Here is a 16,996-nt window from a genome sequence, read left to right on the forward strand (position 1 = left end):
CAGAGCCGCCGGAGCCGCTAGAGCCGCTCGGCGTGCTCGCGGCGCTGCCAGCGGCGGCGGATCCACTGGCCGACCAGCGGCAGGGCCAGCACCACGGTCAGCGTCCAGGCCGCGGCGAACCCCCAGATCAGCGGGAGGGACACGGTGACCGCGGCCGCCACCAGGAGGGCCAGCGTCACCGCTCCGAGCAGGCAGGCGGCCAGGGTGCGGTGGCGCGGCCGGGTGTGCGCGGCACGCAGGATCCGCTGGAGGGAGCGGTCCGCTTTCAGATCGGCCTCGATCGCCGAGAGGGCGCTCCGCTCCTGGTCGGACAGTCCGGCTCCGTCCATGACGACCTCCATCGGCCGGCGTCGCCGGGCGGCGCGCACCACAGCCTCTGGCCTGCGAATACCCGACCAGGGGCGGCCCAACCCTCGTGGGCCGTCCCCGGTCCGCCGGGGGAGTGTCACCAGATGGAGTTGACCCACTCCGGGTGGTCGATGAACGGGTTCCGGTTGTGCTGGAACTGGTCGAATATGACCTGGTTGCGGCGCTGCTCGAAGGCGTCCGGCGGGTCCTGCTGGCTCCACTGCTTGAGCACGCTGATCCGGCCGATGGCGGGGGCGCTGCCGTTGTCGACCTTGTCGTTGACTTCCAGGTTCGCGAAGCCGTCGCCACCGTCGTAGCGCACGGCCATGTAGAGGAGCATGCGCGCGACATCGCCCTTGACCGCGTCGCGCGGCTCGAAGGAGTCGGAGTCGGTGAAGCTGCCGGGGGCCTCGGCGACGGGGCTGCCGCCCATGTCGAAGTCCTTGTTGCCGCGGGTGCTGTTGACCGTGACGTCCTCGGGGCGCAGGTGGTGCAGGTCCGTGCCCGGGCCGGTGGCGGTGCCGAAGTCGCCGTGGCTCTTGGCCCAGACGTGCTCGCGGTTCCAGTCGTTGACTCCGCCGCCGTTGGTGGACTTGGACTGGGAGCGGCCCGAGTAGACGAGGATGACGTTGTTCGGGTTCGCCGGGTCCTGGTCGGTCACCTTCAGCGCGTTCCACACGCCTTCGTAGGTCACCTTGGACTGGGTCTTGATGATGTTGTGGAGCGCGGTCTTCAGCGCGGCTCCGGTCTTGCCCTCGGCGGCCGCGTAGTACGCGTCCACGGAGGCGGCGGTGGTGGCCGCGGTGACGGCCGAGCCGGAGGCGGCCGCGTCGGCGTGGGGAGCCGCCGTCCGCTGCGAGCCGGCCGACGCGGTGGCCGGAACCAGGGCCAGGGCCGCGACGGCGAGGCCGGCGACCCAGGGGGCGCGTGGGGAGATTCTCATGATGTGGGGGATACCTCTTCGCAGGCACCGCCCCCGCCATGGCAGTTGGCGGGGCATCAGGTGGCAGAGCTGAGGCTCACATTGTCATGTGCCTTACAGGTAAAATCCATGTGTCGGAAGGCCGGATTCTGCCCCCGCCGCCGACGGGGCCGAACGGGTGAGGTCCTCTTGGCAGATCGCCTCGCCGCGGGCACGGTGGCGGTGGCCCTGGACGGGGCCGCTCGGACGTGCACACCGTGAACACCCCCACCGGGAGCAGCCCATGGCAGCGAAGATCCTCATCGTGACCGGCGACGCGGCGGAGTCGCTGGAGGTCCTCTACCCCTACCAGCGTCTGCGCGAGGAGGGGTACGAGGTGCACATCGCGGCCCCGGCGGTCAAGAAACTGCGGTTCGTGGTGCACGACTTCGAGGAGGGCTTCGACACCTACACGGAGAAGCCCGGCTACACCTGGCCCGCCGACGTGGCGTTCGCCGACGTGGCGCCCGAGGAGTACGCGGCCGTGGTCGTACCGGGCGGCCGGGCGCCGGAATACCTGCGCAACGATCCCGAGGTGCGGCGGATCCTGGCCGCCTTCACCGGCTCGGACAAGCCGGTCGCCCAGATCTGCCACGGCCCGCTGATCACGGCCGCGAGCGGCGGGCTGGAGGGCCGCCGGGTGACCGCGTACCCGGCGCTGGAGCCCGACATGAAGGCGGCGGGAGCCGCGTACGAGGACTCCGAGGCCGTGGTCGACGCCGCCATGGTCTCGGCGCGCGCCTGGCCCGACCACCCGGCCTGGATGCGGGAGTTCCTCAAGGTGCTGCGCGCCAAGGCTCCGCTGGCCTGACGTACGCGTACGCGTACGCCGGCGCGGTCTTCGGTCCCGGCCGGCCGGAACCGAAGACCGCGCCGGCGGGCGTCAGCTGCCCGTCGTGATCTGCGGGGCGGGCTCGTTCTTGTAGTTGGCCGGGCCGAAGTTCTTCTTCACCGCGGTCTCCCAGGAGCCGTCCTGGACCATCTTCTTCAGGGCGGCGTTGACCTTGCTCTGGAGGTCCTTGTTGCCCTTCTTCACGCCGATGCCGTAGTTCTCGTTGCTCAGGCTCAGCCCGACCAGCTTGAACTTGCCGGTGTTCTCCTTCTGGGCGGCGTATCCGGCCAGGATGGAGTTGTCCGTCGTGAGGGCGTCCACCAGACCGTCCTGGAGCGCGACGACGCACTCCGAGTACCCGTCCAGCTCCAGGACGCTGGCCTTGGGAGCGAGGGTCTTCTTGACGTTCTCGGCCGAAGTGGAGCCGGTGACCGAGCAGAGCTTCTTGTTGTTGAGGTCCTCGGCCTTGGTGATCGACGTGTCGTTCGCGCGGACCAGCAGGTCCTGGTGCGCGAGGAAGTACGGGCCGGCGAAGTCGACCTTCTCCTTGCGCTTGTCGTTGATCGAATAGCTGGCCGCGACGAACTTGACCTCGTTGTACTGGAGCAGCAGCTCGCGGTCGGAGCTGTCGACCCGCTTGAATTCGATCTGCTCCGGCTTGTAGCCCAGCTCCTTGGCGATGTACGTCGAGACGTCCACGTCGAAACCGGAGAAGGTCCCGCCCTGCTCGCGCAGCCCCACGCCGGGCTGGTCGAATTTGATGCCGATCGAGAGGTTCCCCTGGGGGCCGCTGTCACCGCCACACCCGGAGGCGGTCAGGGCGAGGCCGACCACTGCGACCAAAGCACCGGCCTTGGGAACCTTCATGCTGCACTCTTTCCTCAGGGCCGCGGGATGCGCTGCGGGGATCGCCGGCAGCGGGGGGAACCGCGGATTGGTACGAAGCGTCAAGAAGAGTCGTGACGCGTGTACCAGGAAGCTAGGAATACGCCCGGCGCGGTGTCACTGCAATTGAGCAAAACTTGAGGTAACGATCCGGCGCGGCCGACATTTCTCCGTCGAATTGTGTGGCGAACGGGATAAAGGGGCCGGGCGCGTGGCGAATTCGTCGGATTCGGTACGGGTGGCAGGGAACGCATTGCTACGGGGCTAAAAGGTGCGGATCGGCGCCATCAGTACATTTCGCCTGCCCGAATCAGGGAGCCGGCCGCCCCGCCCCCGCCGGTCGACCGGCCCGCGTCCTCTCAAACTGGTGATCGATTCCAGGCCTGCCGGTGGGTATGATCTCCCGCAGCAAGGCCGTAGCGCAGAGGTCGTCGCGCCCACGCATCGAGCTGGAGGACGTCGGTTCGAATCCGACCGGTCTTGCGTCTTCTTCATGCTTTTTCCCATGCCGTTGTGGACGCCGGGCACCGGCGCAGGAACCGGTGGAATGGTGATGACACAGCCCACACCCGTACGGTGCCCCGCGATCGAGCACCCCGACGTGCCGCTCGCCGACCCCGCCTGCCTCGACCCCCTCCTCGCGCGGCTCGCCGCCGGAGCCCCCGTCGAGTCCGACGAGACCTTCCCGATCGGAACCCTGCGCGCCGACGGCCGCGTCGACCTGTGCAAGCAGGGCCTCGGACCGGCAGGGGCCGCCCGGGTGGCCGCCGTCGCCGCCGGTTCCGCCCACGCCCGGCACCTCCTCCTCGGCACCAACTCCATCGGCGACGAGGGCGCCCGTACGCTCGCCGGCGCCCTCACCGGCGGACACGGACTGCGCACCCTCTACCTGGGATGCAACCGCATCGGCCCCGACGGCGTGGCCGCACTCGCCGGCGCCCTCGCGGACGACACCGGCGTCAAGGCCCTGTGGCTCAAGCGCAATCCGGTCTTCGAGGACGGCGCCCGCACCCTCGCCGCCCTGCTGCGCCGCAACCGCACCCTGCGCACCCTCGACCTGGTCAACACGGGCATCGGCATCGAGGGCGTACGCCTCCTCCTCGACGCCCTGCGCACCCGCGAGACCCCGCTCGAACGCCTCTTCCTCGGCGGCAACGGCCTCGGCCCCGAGGCCGCGCCGCTGCTCGCCGCCCTCCTCCGGGAGGCCGGAGTGCGCGAGCTGTACCTCCCGGCCAACCACCTCGGTGACGAGGGCGCCGCCATCCTGGCCGCCGCCGCGGCCGCCGACCCCGCCCGGCCGGTCCGCCTCGGACTCGGCGGCAACGGCATCGGGGCCGCCGGCGCCCGGGCCCTCGCCGGGGCCCTCGGCGGGATCGAAGCCCTCGACCTGGGCCGGGCCATGTCCGAGCGCAGCCTCGGCTCCGCCGGCAACGACACCGGCGACGAAGGCGCGCGCGCCCTGGCCGCCGCCCTCCCCGGCAGCCCGCTGCGCCGCCTCGAACTGCGCCACACCGGGCTCACCGGGCGCGGCGCCAAGCACCTGCTGGCCGCGGTGACCGAGGACTCCCCGCTGGAGTACGTGGGCCTGGGCCCCGGACTGCCCCGCAAGGTGAAGCGGTCCTTCACCGCCCGGCTGCGGCCCGCCCGGCCCGCCCACCCCGACCTCGGCGCCATCACGAGCGTGTACCGGTGAGCCCGCACCCGCACCCCGAACTCGACGAGCTGCCCGGGGGCTTCCGGACGGAGGACGGTCCCGCCTGGCAGCGGATCCGCCGCCACGCCGTACCCGGCTGGATGATCGAGCGCGCCACCGCGCACCGGCTGGCCGGCGACTGGCGGGCGGCCTGCGCCGCCGCCGCCGTGGACCTCGTCTTCGACCTGCCCGGACTCGCCGCGCGCCACGGGGCCCCCGTCGCGGAGGCGGTGGAGGAGGACCTGCGCCACCTCGCCCCGGACCTGGTGCGCTGGCACCTGCCCCGGGTGCTGGGCGGCCGCACGACCCTCGACCCCGACGTTCGCGTCCTGCTCGCCCGCTACGGGTCCGGTGCCGGCGCGCCCGTACTGTCCGTCACCACGGGCTCGATGATCGAGGGACCGCAGCGGCTGCGGCTGGACTGCGGACCGCTCGCCACGCCGCGGCGCACGTACTCCCTCGTCCCCCAGCCGCGCGCCGAGGACTGGACGGCGGCCCGCCCGCTCTGGGACGCCCGCCACGGCGCCGCACTGCGCGAGCGCCTCGGCGGCGGCGCGGGCCGGCTGCCCTTCTTCGCCCCCGACGGCACCCCGCTGCGACCGGACGAGCTGCCCGCCTGCGACCCCGGCGTCGCCGACCCGGCCGGACACGCCGAGTGGATCGCCCTCCTGGGCGTCCGCGACGAGGGCGCCGCGGCGTACGAGGCGGCGGGTCTCGAACGCGACGAGACGGCCCCGCGGCCCTCGCGGTACGGGCGGCCGTTCGACCCCGGGGCCTTCCTGCTCTCCGCCGACATCGACCTGACCCGGCTGGCCTCCGAGCTGCGGCGCCTCGCGGAGAGCGGGGCGGGGCAGCGCTGGCTGATCGGTTCGTTCTACCCCCACGCCCTGCTGGAGCCGACCGGCCCGGGTCCGGCCGACCGCATCCGGGTCAGGGTCGTCGAGCGCGAGGAGGCGAAGGGCGTGCCCCTGCTGCCGCGGTTCGCCTGGAAGCGCCAGCCCGACCTCGAACTGGTCCGTACCGGCCGGATCGCCCCGCGCGAGCTGCACCCGCTGGTCAGCGCCGCGCTGTTCCCCGGGGCCGGTCCCGCGGACGGTCCGCCCGGCCCCGCCGGGGCGAAGCCCGTACGGGTGCGCTGTCGCGGCGAATGGCACGAGGTCCGCTCCCGGGACGGCGTACTGGACCTGCTCCCGCACAGCCGGGAGGAGCAGCAACGGGAGCGCGCCATGCGGGCGTTCGGCGGCGCGATCCAGGGCTGCTTCGCCGTTCAGCAGATCTGGACCACCGGCGAGGGGCGGCTTCCCCGCGCCCTGCGGGAGGAGCGGCGCGAGCTGTTCCTGCGCGTCCAGCACGGGGACACCCCGGGCGTCGTCGCGTTGCTCGACGCGGGAACGGACCCCCGCGTCCGCGACGGCCGCGGCCGCACGCTGCTGCACGAGCTGCACCTGCTCGACCACGAGGAGCTCCTGCCCCGGCTGCTGGCGGCGGGCCTGGACCTGGAGGCCCGGACCAAGACGGGGCTCACCCCGCTCCAGATCGCGGTCCAGTGCGGCGGCTCCGCGGAGCTGGTCCGGGCGTACCTCGCGGCCGGCAGCCGGATCGACGTCGTCGACGACGCGGAACTGTCGCTGGCCCAGGTGGTGCGCCGCTACCGGCGCGCGGACCTCGCGTTCCTGCGCGCCCGGGTGGAGGAGGAGTTCCCCGACATCGGCTCCGAGTGGTTCGACGAGTACATGGAAGAGCGCGAGGCCGAAGAGGAGGGCGAGGACGCATGAGCACCCGGCCGCAGCGAGTGCCGCAGCCGCAGCGGGGGTCGCATCCGCGGCCCTCGGGCGCCCTGGCGGCCGCCGACGCGCTGGGCGCCCGGCTCCGCGCCACCCGTACCGAACCCGCGACCAACCCGCAACTGGAGGCACTGGCACTGGCCGTGACGGCCAATCAGCCCGTGCTGCTGTGGGGCGAGCCGGGCATCGGCAAGTCCGCCGGCATGCAGCAGCTCGCCACCGCCCTCGGTGTCGAGCTGGAGACCGTCATCGCCAGCGTCCACGAGCCCTCCGACTTCGCGGGGCTGCCCGTCGTCGGCGACGACCCCGCCACCACCGGCGTGCCCATGGCCCCGCCGGACTGGGCGGTCCGCCTCGCCCGCACCGGCCAAGGACTGCTGTTCTTCGACGAGTTGTCCTCCGCACCGCCCGCCGTGCAGGCGGCGCTGCTGCGCGTGGTCCTGGAGCGCCGGATCGGCAGTCTCGTCCTGCCCGAGTCCGTACGGATCGTTGCCGCCGCCAATCCGCCGTCCAGTGCTGCGGACGGCTGGCACCTCAGCCCGCCGCTGGCGAACCGCTTCGTCCACCTCGACTGGACGCACAACCCGCGCACCGTGGCCCGCGGCCTGGCGGGCACCTGGCCCGAGGTGGCCATCCCGGCCGTGGACGCGGCCCGCGCCCGCGGGGCCGTCGCCCGCGCCCGCGGCGTGGTCTCCGGCTTCCTGACCGCCCGGCCGGGCCTGGTCCACCACATGCCGAACGAAGCCGAGGGCCGCGGCCGTGCCTGGCCCTCCCCGCGCACCTGGGAGATGGCGCTGCGGCTGCTGGCCACCGGGTACGCGTCCGGCGCGGGCCGCGAGGCCCTGGCCGCCGCGCTCACCGGGGCCGTCGGGGACGCGGCCGGCATCGAACTGCTCTCGTACGTGGAACACCTCGACCTGCCCGACCCGGACCGGGTGCTCGCCGATCCCGACGCCTTCGCCCTGCCCGAGCGCGGCGACCGGCAGCTGGCCTTCCTCATCGCCGTGGTCGCCGCCGTCCAGGGCGAGCTCACGCGCCCCCGCTGGGAGGCCGGCTGGGCGGTCCTCGCCAAGGCGGTCGACGCGGGCGTGCCGGACGTCGCGGCGCGGGCGGCCACCGACCTGGCCGCCATGCGCGACCTGGACTGGCCGGTACCCGCCGGGATCGACGCGTTCGCCGAACTGCTCCAGCTCTCCGGCGCCCTGCCGGGCGGCGGCTGACGGGCCGATGGCGCTGCCCGCGGACCACGCGTCCGCCGACGGCCCGTCGGCGGACGGCGGGCGCCTGGACCGGGCCAAACTGCTGGCCGCCCGGTACAAGGCGGCCGAGGCCCGGCCGTACCTCGCCTCCGCCCTGTACGCGCTGACCGTGGTCCCCGCGGCCGCGGTCCCCACGATGGGCGTGGACCGGCACTGGCGGTGCTACGTCTCGCCCGCCTTCGTCGACGCCACGCCGGTCGCGGAACTGGCCGGGGTGTGGATCCACGAGGTGGCCCACCTGCTGCGCGACCACCACGCCCGCGCCGACCGGCTCCCGGCCGCCGACCAGCGTGACCGGGTCCGCGTCAACATCGCCCAGGACTGCGAGATCAACGACGACCTGATCGCCGACGGGCTGGCGCTGCCCGCGGGCCGGATGGAACCCTGGCTGTTCGGGCTCGCCACCGGCGGGATGTTCGAGACGTACCTGTCCGCGATCCCGGCCACCCCGCCGCACGCACCGGACTGCGGCTCCGGCGCCCACTGCACGCCCATGCCCTGGGAGCTGGGCGAGGGAGCCGGTCCCGCCCGCATCGGCCCGGTCGAGGCGGAGGCGCTGCGCCGGCAGACGGCCCAGGCCGTGCGCGCCCACCAGCGCACCCGCGGCCGGCTCCCGGCCGGCTGGCAGCGATGGGCGCAGGAGCTGCTGGAGCCCACCGTCGACTGGCGCCGCGCGCTGTCCGGGGCGGTCCGGGAGGCCGCCGCGTGGGCGGGCGGCGCCGTGGACTACACCTACCGCCGTCCCTCGCGCCGCACTCCGGCGCTCGGCGGCCGGGTGGTGCTGCCCAGCCTGCGACGGCCGCTGCCGCGGGTCGCGATCGTCGTCGACACCTCGGGGTCGATGGGCGAGGACGAGCTCGCCGCCGCGCTCGGCGAGGTCACCGGCGTGCTGCGGGAGGTGGGGGTGCGGGGCAACCGGGTCGCCGTACTGGCCTGCGACGCCGACGTGCACGCCGTGTCCCGGGTGACGAGCGCCGAGCAGGTGACCCTGGCCGGGGGAGGAGGAACCGACCTGCGCGTCGGAATCCGCGCGGCGCTGGCGGCGGCGGAGCGGCCGAACATCGTCGTCGTCCTGACCGACGGGTACACGCCGTGGCCGGACGAGACCCCGTCCTGCCGGCTGATCGCCGCGCTGATCGGGGCCGAGGCACCGCAGCCGCCGGGCTGGGTGGAGACCGTACGCGTGCTGCCGGCAGCACGGTGAGGCCGTATCCGGCTCAACTGGCCGAAAGCGTACGACAGTCCGGCCCGCAGGGGCCGTCGCATGACAGCATGGGCGGGCAACACCCGGTAAGCGGAGGGGGAGTTCGGTGAGCACGTCCACGAGCGGCGTACGCAAGGGCCTGGCCAAGGTGGAGATCGCACTGCGGTGGGATCCGAGCCCCGCGGGCACGCCCGCCCACGACCTGGACATCATCGCGGCGGTGTTCGGCGCCGCGGACCCCCACGGGGAGCCGGTCCACCTCGTGCACTTCGGCAGCCGTTCCCCCGACGGCACCATCACCTTGAACCGCGACAGCCACACCGGCCAGGGTTTCGGATTCGACGAGGTGATGACCCTCGAACTGGACCGGATGGCACCTGCGTTGGGGCGGGTCGTGGTCGGCGTGGTCATACAGGACACCGGGCAGCCGGGTGCCCGTACGAAGTCCTTCGCGGCCATAGGCGGTACCGGGGTCCGGATCCGGGAGGGCTACACCGACTTGGCGGTGACCGACTTCGCGGCGATCCCGGCCGCCACGGCGGCCACGATCGCAGAGTTCACGCGGGACGGTTCGGGAGCCTGGTCGCTGGACGCCGCCGTACGCGGCTTCGACGCGGATCCGCAGGAGTTCGTGCAGACCATGGGCGCGCCGCGGTCCTGACGCGAAGTCGTCATGCGGGGCCTTGACGCGAGGCCGCACAGACCGGGCGGTGGTCACTCCCTCAAGCGAGTGACCACCGCCCCGTCCGGGTGGCGCGCTGCCGCCGTCCCCACGAGGCAGCGCGGGCGGGTCGCCAGTCGGTCATCGGTGACGGCGGCCCACCGGTTCAGGGGGTCCCGGCCGGGTCCGGGTCCGGACCCGCGACGGCCGAGGGTTCGCGGGCCGGGGCGGGTTCGGGCGTTGGCCCAGACACGGCTTCGGGTGCGTGTTCGGGGACGGGGGCCAGGCCCAGGGCGGGCAGCAGGGCCGCGTCGACGAACCGGACCAGGTACTCGGCGTCCGCGTACCGCCCCTCCAGCACCGGCCGGATGCGCAGGACGCCCATCAGCTGCGCCGGCAGGAACTCCGTGGCCGGATGGCCCGCCGCGATCTCGCCGCGCGCCACGGCCCGGGCCACCATCGCGTCGAACGCGACGAGTTCCGGCTCGACCAGTGCCTCGCGCAGCGCCGCCTGAAGTTCCTCGTCGCTGAGCACGGCGTGCCCGAGGGCCTGGGTGAGGCGGGTATCGCGTCCCGAGCTGCCGGCCGCGATCCGGGCCGCCTCGCGCAGGTCGCCGGCGAGCGTGCCGGTGTCCACCGCGGCCAGCGTGCCCTGCCGGTTCGCGCGCAGGGCGGCCGCGACCAGCTGGGGCTTGGTCTTCCACTGCCGGTAGAGGGTCGACTTGCCGCAGCAGGCCCGGGCGGCGACGCCTTCCATGGTCAGCGCCTCGTACCCGTGCTCGCGCAGCTGGTCCAGGACGGCGTCGTAGAACTCCTGCACCCGTTCCGGGGTGATCTTGGAGCGGCGCGCGGCGGGCGCTGTCGACGTCATGGTGGGCGGCTCTCCTCGGGGGCTCCGCAGCTGATGTATCCGTGAGGAAAGTGTACGGGAACGCGAGCGTATCGGTACACCCGCGTATCGATACGCGAATGTATCGATACACTGGCGTGTCGATGTCGCGTACAGGGCGGCGCGCGAGCACAGAGAAGGAAGCGGGGGAAATGAGCTCCCACACCACACCGGGCGGGCCGGCCGACGGCCCGGCAGCCGGTCCGAGGCGCCGACTCATACGCGAGCTGCTGCTCGTCGCGGGCCTGTTCGCCGTCTACAAGGCCGGCCGGATGCTCTCCACGGACCGCACCGACGAGGCGTTCCGCAACGCGGGCCGGATCTGGGACGCCGAGCGCGCCCTGCACCTGCCGGGCGAGGGCGCGATCCAGCGGCTCCTCCTGCACGGGGACCCCCTCGTGCACACGGCGAACACCTACTACGCGGCCGTGCACTTCCCGGCCACCGTGCTCTTCCTGATCTGGCTCTACGTGCGCAGGCCCGGCCACTACCTGTGGGCCCGGCGCGTACTCGCCGTCCTGACCGGCGCGGCCCTCGTGCTGCACCTCACCTTCCCGCTCGCGCCGCCGCGGATGCTCGGCGCCGCGCACCTGGTGGACACCGCTCAGGTCTACGGGCCCTCCGTGTACCGGGCCGCCCCCACCACCGACACCATGGCCAACCAGTTCGCCGCGATGCCCTCGCTGCACTTCGGGTGGGCGCTGATGCTGGCGCTCGGCATGATCGCCGCCACCCGCTCCCGGTGGCGCGTGCTGTGGCTGCTGCACCCGCTGGTGACCCTGTTCGTGGTCGTCGGCACCGCCAACCACTACTGGCTCGACGCGATCGTGGCCACCCTCCTGCTCGGCGGGGCCCTGCTGGTGGTGCCGCGTCCGCAGGTCCGTACCGGGTCGTTGGCGGTCGTACGGCACCTGCCGCGCCCGCAGCGACGCGTCCGGCCCCCGGCGGCTGCGAAGGCCCCGGCCGAGACCGTGGGGGCGGGCCGGTGAACGCCACCCTCCTCGCCGTCCTGCTCTGCCTCGCCTCGGCGGTGGCGTACGCGGCCGCCGCCGTGGCCCAGGAGCGGCTCGCCCGCGCCGCCGTGGCCCGCAGTGCCGGTGCCCTCCTCGGCAACGGGGCCTGGTGGTGGTCGGCCGGTCTCAACGCCGGCGCCGCGCTGCTGCACGCGGCCGCCCTGCGCTACGGGCCGCTCACCCTGGTCCAGCCGCTCGGCGCGCTCACGCTCGTCGCGGCCGTCCCGCTGGGTGCGCACGGGGCCGGCCGCCGGGTCGCGGCCACCGAATGGCGGGGCACCCTGGCCACCGTCGTCGGACTCGGCCTGCTGTTGCTCCCCGCCTCGGGGCCGGCCCCCGACGACACGCTCACCCTGGCCGAAGCGCTGGCCGTGTCCGGGGCCACGCTCGCGGTGATCACGCTGCTGACCGTACGCCGGGACGTGCGCTCGGGGCTGCGCCACGCGACGGCCTCCGGGCTGGCCTCCGCCGTGGCCTCCGCGCTGACCCAGACGGTGGCCGTCGCGGGCGGGCGCGGCGGGGCCCTGCTCAGCGTGCGGGTCGTCGCCGTCGCCCTGCTCGTGGTGGTGTTCGCGGTCGGCGGGATGCTGCTGTCGCAGCGGGCCTACCGGGGCGGGCTCGGGGCGCCGCTCGCCGTGGTGAACCTGGCCAACCCGCTGGCCGCGGCCGCCATAGGCATGATCCTGCTCGGTGAACGCCTCCAGGGCGGAGCGGTGGGGCTCCTGCTCGCCGTGGCCGGCGCCCTGGCCGCGGCGCGCGGGGTGCTGCTGCTGACGCGGACGGCGCCGGACGCGGCGCCCGCCCCGGCCGCCGCCGCCTCCGCGCCGGTACGCGTTCCGGCTTCCGTACCCGCGACCGCTTCCGTACCCGTACGCGCTTGTGCACCCGCGACCGCACCGGTACCCGCGTCCGTGGCTCCGTCCGCACCGGTGACCGTACCGGCGGCCGCCGTACCGGCCGGCCGGGTGCCGGTCTGAGGCGGCCGAGAACCGTTTCGCCGGTGTTCGCGTCCTCCCTGATGAGAACGCGAACACCGACGTACGAACGAAGCGGAGTGAACGACCATGGGGATCGTCAGCTGGATCGTCCTGGGGCTGCTGGCCGGGATCATAGCCAAGGTCCTGCTGCCCGGCCGTGACCCCGGCGGGCTGATCGGCACCACGTTCATCGGCATCGCCGGAGCCTTCATCGGCGGCTGGCTCTCCGCGAAGTTCCTCGACAAGCCGATCGGCCACGACTTCTACGACCCCGCGACCTGGGGCTCCGCCATCGCGGGCTCGCTGGTCCTGCTCATCGGCTACCGCATCCTCTTCGGCAACTCCCGCGACTGAGCGGCTCCGGGGCCACCGGTTAGGCTCGGGCCGCACGGCGCGACGTACAGCTGCGAGGAGTCCCGAGTCCCATGAGCGTCACCCCTGTCACTCCCGTCACCCCCATTCCCACCAGCGACCTGTACGACGAGCACGGTGAGGGCCTGGCCATCTGCACCACGCCCTTCCGCCAGTTCGGCGGGCGCCGGCTGTTCGCCGGCCCGGTGCGGACCGTCACCTGCCACGAGGACAACGCGCTGCTGCGCGAGCTGGTCAACACACCGGGTGGCGGCGCGGTCCTCGTCGTGGACGGCGGCGGCTCCCTGCGCACCGCCCTCACCGGCGACCTCATCGCCGGAGCGGCGCGGCGCAACGGCTGGGCCGGCCTGATCATCAACGGCGCGGTCCGCGACAGCGTGGCCCTCGGCGGGCTCGACCTGGGCATCAAGGCACTGGGCACGGTTCCGCGCAAGAGCGGCAAGACGGGCGCGGGCACGGTGGACGAGCCGGTCACCCTCGGTGAAGTGACGTTCCGCCCGGGGGACACGGTCCACGCGGACGACGACGGTACGGTCATCGTCCCCACCGCCTGACCTGGTCACGGGGGGGCGAGATTCGGCCAGGGGCGGGCCGGGACCCCTGGTGCCGGGCCCCTGGGGCGGGCTTCACTGCGGGGCCATGACACGACACAGGATCACGGGCCTGCTCGGCGCGCTCGCGCTCGCCGCGGGCACCCTGGCCGGCGCCGCGGGACCCGCGGCCGCCGCCGACCCGACCGGGCGCGAGAGCGGGGTCCACGGCGCCGCCGCCGAGCCGCCCGCCGAGTTCGGAACGGACTGGCACGATCCCCTCACCGCCGCCCCGCCCGTCGCCCGCCCCGCGACCCGCTCCTGCGAGGTGACCGTCGCCGAGGCCCGGTTCAGCGACTACACCCCTTACGCGGGGACCTACGCGCCCCCGGCCGCATGCGGCGGGAGCTGGGCCAAGATCGTCCTGCGCCTCGACGGCAAGGTCAAGGGCCGCCAGTACGACCGCTTGGGCCACCTCTCCCTCGGCGGCGTCGAAATCCTGCGCACCTCCACCCCCGAGCCCTCGCCCGACGGCATCACCTGGTCCGTCGAGAAGGACGTCACCCGCTACCGCGACACCCTGAGCAAGCCGCAGCCCGTCGAGATGCTGATCGGCAACTTCGTCGACGACACCTACACCGGCGTCATCGACGTCAAGGCCACCCTCACCTTCTACGCCGCCGACCGGGACCGCCACGTCCCCGCCCCCGACACCCCGGACCGCGTCCTGCCGCTCACCACCCCCTCGGTCACCACCCCGCGCAACACCGAGCGGCTGCTCGCCGAGGTGTACGCCACCGGCTCCGGCGGCGGCTGCGAGGAGTACTGGTACATGACCACCCCCGACGCCGCCCCGTACTCCTGCAAGGCCGCCGACGGCCCCTACCGCGAGGTCCGGATCTCCGTCGACGGACAGCTCGCCGGCATCGCCGCCCCCTTCCCGACGGTGTGGACCGGCGGCTGGTCGAACCCGTTCCTCTGGTACGTCACCCCCGCGCCCCGCGCCTTCGACGTCCAGCCGATCGTGTACGACCTCACCCCGTACGCCGCCCTCCTCAACGACGGCCGCCCGCACCGGATCGAGGTCGGCGTCGCCGGCGTCCCGGCCGGGCAGAGCGGCTGGAGCACCCCGGCGAACCTGCTCCTCTGGCAGGACGAGGGCCGCGCCGTGGTCACCGGTTCCCTCACCCGCCACGAGGAGGGCGAACCGGCCAACTCCAGCCGCTGGACGCCCGCCGTGCCCGGAACCCCCGCCGCGCAGCACCGCCTCGACACCGAGGGCGGCCACCGGCTCACCGTGGCCGGCCGGCTCGACACCTCACACGGCCGGGTCACCACCACCGTCACCCGCGCCGTCCACAACACCTCCGTGCACCGCTGGACGGAGGGCGAGAACCAGGACGCTCTGACGGCCACGTGGACCGACGAGGAGAGCGTCACCCGCGGCCCCGCCACCGTCCGCACCGCGCGCACGTACACGATGGACGGCGAGACCACCCTCGGCGCCGGGGACCGGCTGCGCACCGTCATCTCGCTCGGCGACCGCGCCGAGACGAGCACCCTGCGCGGCGGCCGCACCGTGGACCGTACCGTCCTCGACGACCGGTACACGGGCGACGCGAGCTACACGGCGAACGTCCCGCGCGAGCAGCGGCACGCGGTCGGCACCAGCACCGAGCACTACCGGCTGTACGGGTCGGACCCGGCACGCGGCTGCTACGACCGCACCCTGTCCACCGCCCAGGGCACGGTGACGGTGGACCGCCGACGCTGCTGACGGTGGCTGCGCCTACGATGACCGGCCATGGACATGAGTGAGGCCGGCAGACAGCTGGTCGACGGCCGCTTCGAACTGATCGCGCCGCTGGGCGCCGGCGGTATGGGCACGGTGTGGCGCGCCCGCGACATCGCACTGCACCGTGACGTCGCCCTGAAAGAGGTGCGCCCGCCGGACCCGGCGACCGCCGCCGCCCAGCCCGGGCTCACCGAACAGCTGCGCGAACGCGCCATCCGCGAGGCCCGCGCGCTCGCCCGGCTGGCTCACCCGCACGTGGTGACGATCCACCACATCGTCGAGCACGCCGCCGGCACGGACGGTCATCCGTGGATCGTGATGGAGCTGGTCAAGGGCGGCTCCCTGCACGACAGGCTGGAGTCGGGGCCGATGCCCGTCGCCGACGTGCTGCGGCTCGGCCTCGACGTGCTGTCCGCGCTGCGGGCCGCCCACGCCGAAGGGGTCCTCCACCGCGACGTGAAGCCGGCCAACGTGCTGCTGCGCCCCGACGGCTCCGCCGTGCTCACCGACTTCGGCATCGCGGCCCTGCACGACTCGACCGCCCTCACCTCCACCGGCGTGCTCATCGGCTCGCCGGAGTACATCGCCCCGGAGCGGGCCCGCGGCGAGGAGGGTCTCGCCGCCTCCGACCTGTGGTCGCTCGGCATGCTGCTCTACGTGGCCGCGGAGGGGGCCCACCCGCTGCGCCGGGCCACCACGCTGGCCACCGTCGTCGCCGTCCTCGACGAGCCGATCCCGGCCCCGGCGCGCTCCGGTCCGCTGGGGCCCGTACTGGAACGGCTGCTCGTGCGCGACCTGTCCGTACGCCCCGACGCGGCGCAGCTGGAACAACTGCTCCGGGACGCGAGCAGTGCTCTGGCCGGCGCCACCCCGTCGGCCCCGTCCGCCCCGGCGGCCACGGTCCTGGGCCAGTACGGGCCGCCGACCCCGCCGCCGGGCCTCGGCGGCGGCCTCGGCGCCGGCCCGACCCGGCCCGCGCAGCAACCGCAGATCCCCCATCCCTACGCGCCCTCGGCGCCGTTCACCCCCGGTGGCGGCTCCCCGTACTCGGTCACCGCTCCCGTCCCCGCGACGCGGGCCCCGCGCCGCCGCCCGGTGCTGCTCGCCGCCCTCGTCGCGCTGGTCCTGGCCGGCGGCGCGATCGGCTTCGCCCAGTGGTTCCCCGGCGGCGACTTGGGCGACAAGGGCGGCAGCGGCGAGGCCAAGGGCGGCGGCGCCAGCGCGAGCGCCGGCCCCTCCACCCCCCGGCCGCAGCAGAGCCCGGCCAAGTCGGCCGGCAGCCAGACCGCCCCCAAGGGCAGCCTGCTCACCCCCGCCAACGTGCGCACCGCGATCGATGCCTTCAAGCAGAAGACGGGCACCACCCAGTTCGTGGAGATGAACATCTACGAGGAGTACGTGCTCGCCTCCATCCCCACCGCCCCCGGAGCCAAGACCTACGACCGCTACCAGTACCGCGACGGCGAGGCGAAGCGCACCGGTCCCGGCAGCACCATCAAGGCGGACGAGCCCCTGATCGACATGGCGACCGTCAACTGGGACGCCCTGCCCGGCCTCCTCGACCAGGCCAAGCAGGAGCTCGGGGTGGCCAACCCGACCTCCCGCTACGTCATCGTCGAGCCCTGGCTCCTCGACAACACCCCGTCCATGCGGCCCTACCTCACCGACGAGTACGGCCAGGGCGGGTACGTCTACGCGGACACCCAGGGCAAGGTGAAGAAGGTCTACCGCTCCTGACATCGTGTACCCGTACGGTCAACGGCCCTTCACGGTTCGGTTCGAGGAGCAACACC

At 73.9% G+C, this 16,996-nt stretch carries 15 protein-coding genes and 2 pseudogenes; 13 read left to right on the plus strand and 4 right to left on the minus strand.

All coding sequences use genetic code 11. The features are described 5' to 3' along the window. Positions 1-17 precede the first annotated feature (17 nt). Together AB0M92_RS21400 and AB0M92_RS21405 are read right to left on the minus strand one after the other, a co-directional pair. Complete coding sequence (locus AB0M92_RS21400; RefSeq protein WP_366103832.1) at positions 18-329, minus strand: DUF3040 domain-containing protein; 312 nt, start codon at positions 327-329, stop codon at positions 18-20. A gap of 116 nt (positions 330-445) precedes the next feature. Further along, on the minus strand, positions 446-1,291 hold the full coding sequence (locus AB0M92_RS21405) for an endonuclease (RefSeq protein ID WP_366103833.1): 846 nt from the start codon (positions 1,289-1,291) through the stop codon (positions 446-448). Positions 1,292-1,553: 262 nt separating this feature from the next. On the opposite strand from AB0M92_RS21405, the gene AB0M92_RS21410 reads away from it, so the two are divergent. Then, entirely contained in the window at positions 1,554-2,120 is a 567-nt protein-coding gene (locus AB0M92_RS21410) for a DJ-1/PfpI family protein (RefSeq protein ID WP_366103834.1), read from the plus strand. Between the two features lie 72 nt (positions 2,121-2,192). On the opposite strand, the gene AB0M92_RS21415 is transcribed toward AB0M92_RS21410, so the two are convergent. Then, positions 2,193-3,008: a glutamate ABC transporter substrate-binding protein gene (locus tag AB0M92_RS21415; protein ID WP_366103835.1), complete on the minus strand. Its 816-nt coding sequence runs from the start codon at positions 3,006-3,008 to the stop codon at positions 2,193-2,195. Positions 3,009-3,436: 428 nt separating this feature from the next. Between AB0M92_RS21415 and AB0M92_RS21420 the strand changes: the two are divergent. The 6 genes and pseudogenes from AB0M92_RS21420 to AB0M92_RS21445 all read left to right on the plus strand — a co-directional run bounded on the left by AB0M92_RS21420 (position 3,437) and on the right by AB0M92_RS21445 (position 9,627). Further along, positions 3,437-3,509: pseudogene (locus AB0M92_RS21420) on the plus strand. Positions 3,510-3,579: 70 nt separating this feature from the next. After that, a complete protein-coding gene (locus tag AB0M92_RS21425) occupies positions 3,580-4,719 on the plus strand; it encodes a gala protein (RefSeq protein ID WP_366103836.1) in 1,140 nt (379 codons plus the stop codon). After that, a complete protein-coding gene (locus AB0M92_RS21430; RefSeq protein WP_366103837.1) occupies positions 4,716-6,494 on the plus strand; it encodes an ankyrin repeat domain-containing protein in 1,779 nt (592 codons plus the stop codon). The genes AB0M92_RS21425 and AB0M92_RS21430 overlap by 4 nt, the downstream gene beginning before the upstream one ends. Next, positions 6,491-7,723 carry an AAA family ATPase gene (locus AB0M92_RS21435; protein WP_366103838.1) on the plus strand — a complete coding sequence of 411 codons (1,233 nt, stop codon included), beginning with the start codon at positions 6,491-6,493 and terminating at the stop codon, positions 7,721-7,723. The genes AB0M92_RS21430 and AB0M92_RS21435 overlap by 4 nt, the downstream gene beginning before the upstream one ends. A 7-nt stretch (positions 7,724-7,730) precedes the next feature. Continuing rightward, positions 7,731-8,966 (plus strand): VWA-like domain-containing protein, encoded by a 1,236-nt coding sequence (locus AB0M92_RS21440; protein WP_366103839.1) that lies wholly within the window; start codon positions 7,731-7,733, stop codon positions 8,964-8,966. A gap of 106 nt (positions 8,967-9,072) precedes the next feature. Next, on the plus strand, positions 9,073-9,627 hold the full coding sequence (locus tag AB0M92_RS21445; RefSeq protein WP_366103840.1) for a TerD family protein: 555 nt from the start codon (positions 9,073-9,075) through the stop codon (positions 9,625-9,627). Between the two features lie 283 nt (positions 9,628-9,910). On the opposite strand, the pseudogene AB0M92_RS21450 reads toward AB0M92_RS21445, so the two are convergent. Then, positions 9,911-10,498, minus strand: a pseudogene (locus tag AB0M92_RS21450) (TetR/AcrR family transcriptional regulator); the annotation flags it as partial. 170 nt (positions 10,499-10,668) lie between these two features. Between AB0M92_RS21450 and AB0M92_RS21455 the strand changes: the two are divergent. The 6 genes from AB0M92_RS21455 to AB0M92_RS21480 all read left to right on the plus strand — a co-directional run bounded on the left by AB0M92_RS21455 (position 10,669) and on the right by AB0M92_RS21480 (position 16,940). Continuing rightward, positions 10,669-11,505 (plus strand): phosphatase PAP2 family protein, encoded by an 837-nt coding sequence (locus AB0M92_RS21455; RefSeq protein WP_366103841.1) that lies wholly within the window; start codon positions 10,669-10,671, stop codon positions 11,503-11,505. Beyond that, on the plus strand, positions 11,502-12,506 hold the full coding sequence (locus AB0M92_RS21460; RefSeq protein ID WP_366103842.1) for a hypothetical protein: 1,005 nt from the start codon (positions 11,502-11,504) through the stop codon (positions 12,504-12,506). The genes AB0M92_RS21455 and AB0M92_RS21460 overlap by 4 nt, the downstream gene beginning before the upstream one ends. Before the next feature lie 87 nt (positions 12,507-12,593). Next, positions 12,594-12,860 (plus strand): GlsB/YeaQ/YmgE family stress response membrane protein, encoded by a 267-nt coding sequence (locus AB0M92_RS21465; protein ID WP_048478695.1) that lies wholly within the window; start codon positions 12,594-12,596, stop codon positions 12,858-12,860. 71 nt (positions 12,861-12,931) lie between these two features. Then, positions 12,932-13,432 (plus strand): ribonuclease E activity regulator RraA, encoded by a 501-nt coding sequence (rraA, locus tag AB0M92_RS21470; RefSeq protein WP_366103844.1) that lies wholly within the window; start codon positions 12,932-12,934, stop codon positions 13,430-13,432. 85 nt (positions 13,433-13,517) lie between these two features. Continuing rightward, the gene (locus AB0M92_RS21475; RefSeq protein ID WP_366103845.1) at positions 13,518-15,185 is read left to right on the plus strand and encodes a peptide-N4-asparagine amidase; all 1,668 of its coding nucleotides are present in this window, start codon (positions 13,518-13,520) and stop codon (positions 15,183-15,185) included. A 27-nt stretch (positions 15,186-15,212) separates the two neighbouring features. Then, on the plus strand, positions 15,213-16,940 hold the full coding sequence (locus tag AB0M92_RS21480) for a serine/threonine-protein kinase (RefSeq protein WP_366103846.1): 1,728 nt from the start codon (positions 15,213-15,215) through the stop codon (positions 16,938-16,940). Positions 16,941-16,996 lie beyond the last annotated feature (56 nt).

The sequence above is a fragment of the Streptomyces sp. NPDC051582 genome, from assembly GCF_040681715.1.
In the GTDB taxonomy this organism is placed as follows: domain Bacteria; phylum Actinomycetota; class Actinomycetes; order Streptomycetales; family Streptomycetaceae; genus Streptomyces.

Bases quoted from the DNA above. Each gene is read 5' to 3' on its own strand.
- AB0M92_RS21465 (WP_048478695.1), top strand. From the start codon at position 12,594: ATGGGGATCGTCAGCTGGATCGTCCTGGGGCTGCTGGCCGGGATCATA.
- AB0M92_RS21435 (WP_366103838.1), top strand. From the start codon at position 6,491: ATGAGCACCCGGCCGCAGCGAGTGCCGCAGCCGCAGCGGGGGTCGCAT.
- AB0M92_RS21415 (WP_366103835.1), bottom strand. From the start codon at position 3,008: ATGAAGGTTCCCAAGGCCGGTGCTTTGGTCGCAGTGGTCGGCCTCGCC.
- rraA (WP_366103844.1), top strand. From the start codon at position 12,932: ATGAGCGTCACCCCTGTCACTCCCGTCACCCCCATTCCCACCAGCGAC.
- AB0M92_RS21400 (WP_366103832.1), bottom strand. From the start codon at position 329: ATGGACGGAGCCGGACTGTCCGACCAGGAGCGGAGCGCCCTCTCGGCG.
- AB0M92_RS21425 (WP_366103836.1), top strand. From the start codon at position 3,580: ATGACACAGCCCACACCCGTACGGTGCCCCGCGATCGAGCACCCCGAC.
- AB0M92_RS21455 (WP_366103841.1), top strand. From the start codon at position 10,669: ATGAGCTCCCACACCACACCGGGCGGGCCGGCCGACGGCCCGGCAGCC.
- AB0M92_RS21475 (WP_366103845.1), top strand. From the start codon at position 13,518: ATGACACGACACAGGATCACGGGCCTGCTCGGCGCGCTCGCGCTCGCC.
- AB0M92_RS21480 (WP_366103846.1), top strand. From the start codon at position 15,213: ATGGACATGAGTGAGGCCGGCAGACAGCTGGTCGACGGCCGCTTCGAA.
- AB0M92_RS21410 (WP_366103834.1), top strand. From the start codon at position 1,554: ATGGCAGCGAAGATCCTCATCGTGACCGGCGACGCGGCGGAGTCGCTG.
- AB0M92_RS21440 (WP_366103839.1), top strand. From the start codon at position 7,731: ATGGCGCTGCCCGCGGACCACGCGTCCGCCGACGGCCCGTCGGCGGAC.
- AB0M92_RS21405 (WP_366103833.1), bottom strand. From the start codon at position 1,291: ATGAGAATCTCCCCACGCGCCCCCTGGGTCGCCGGCCTCGCCGTCGCG.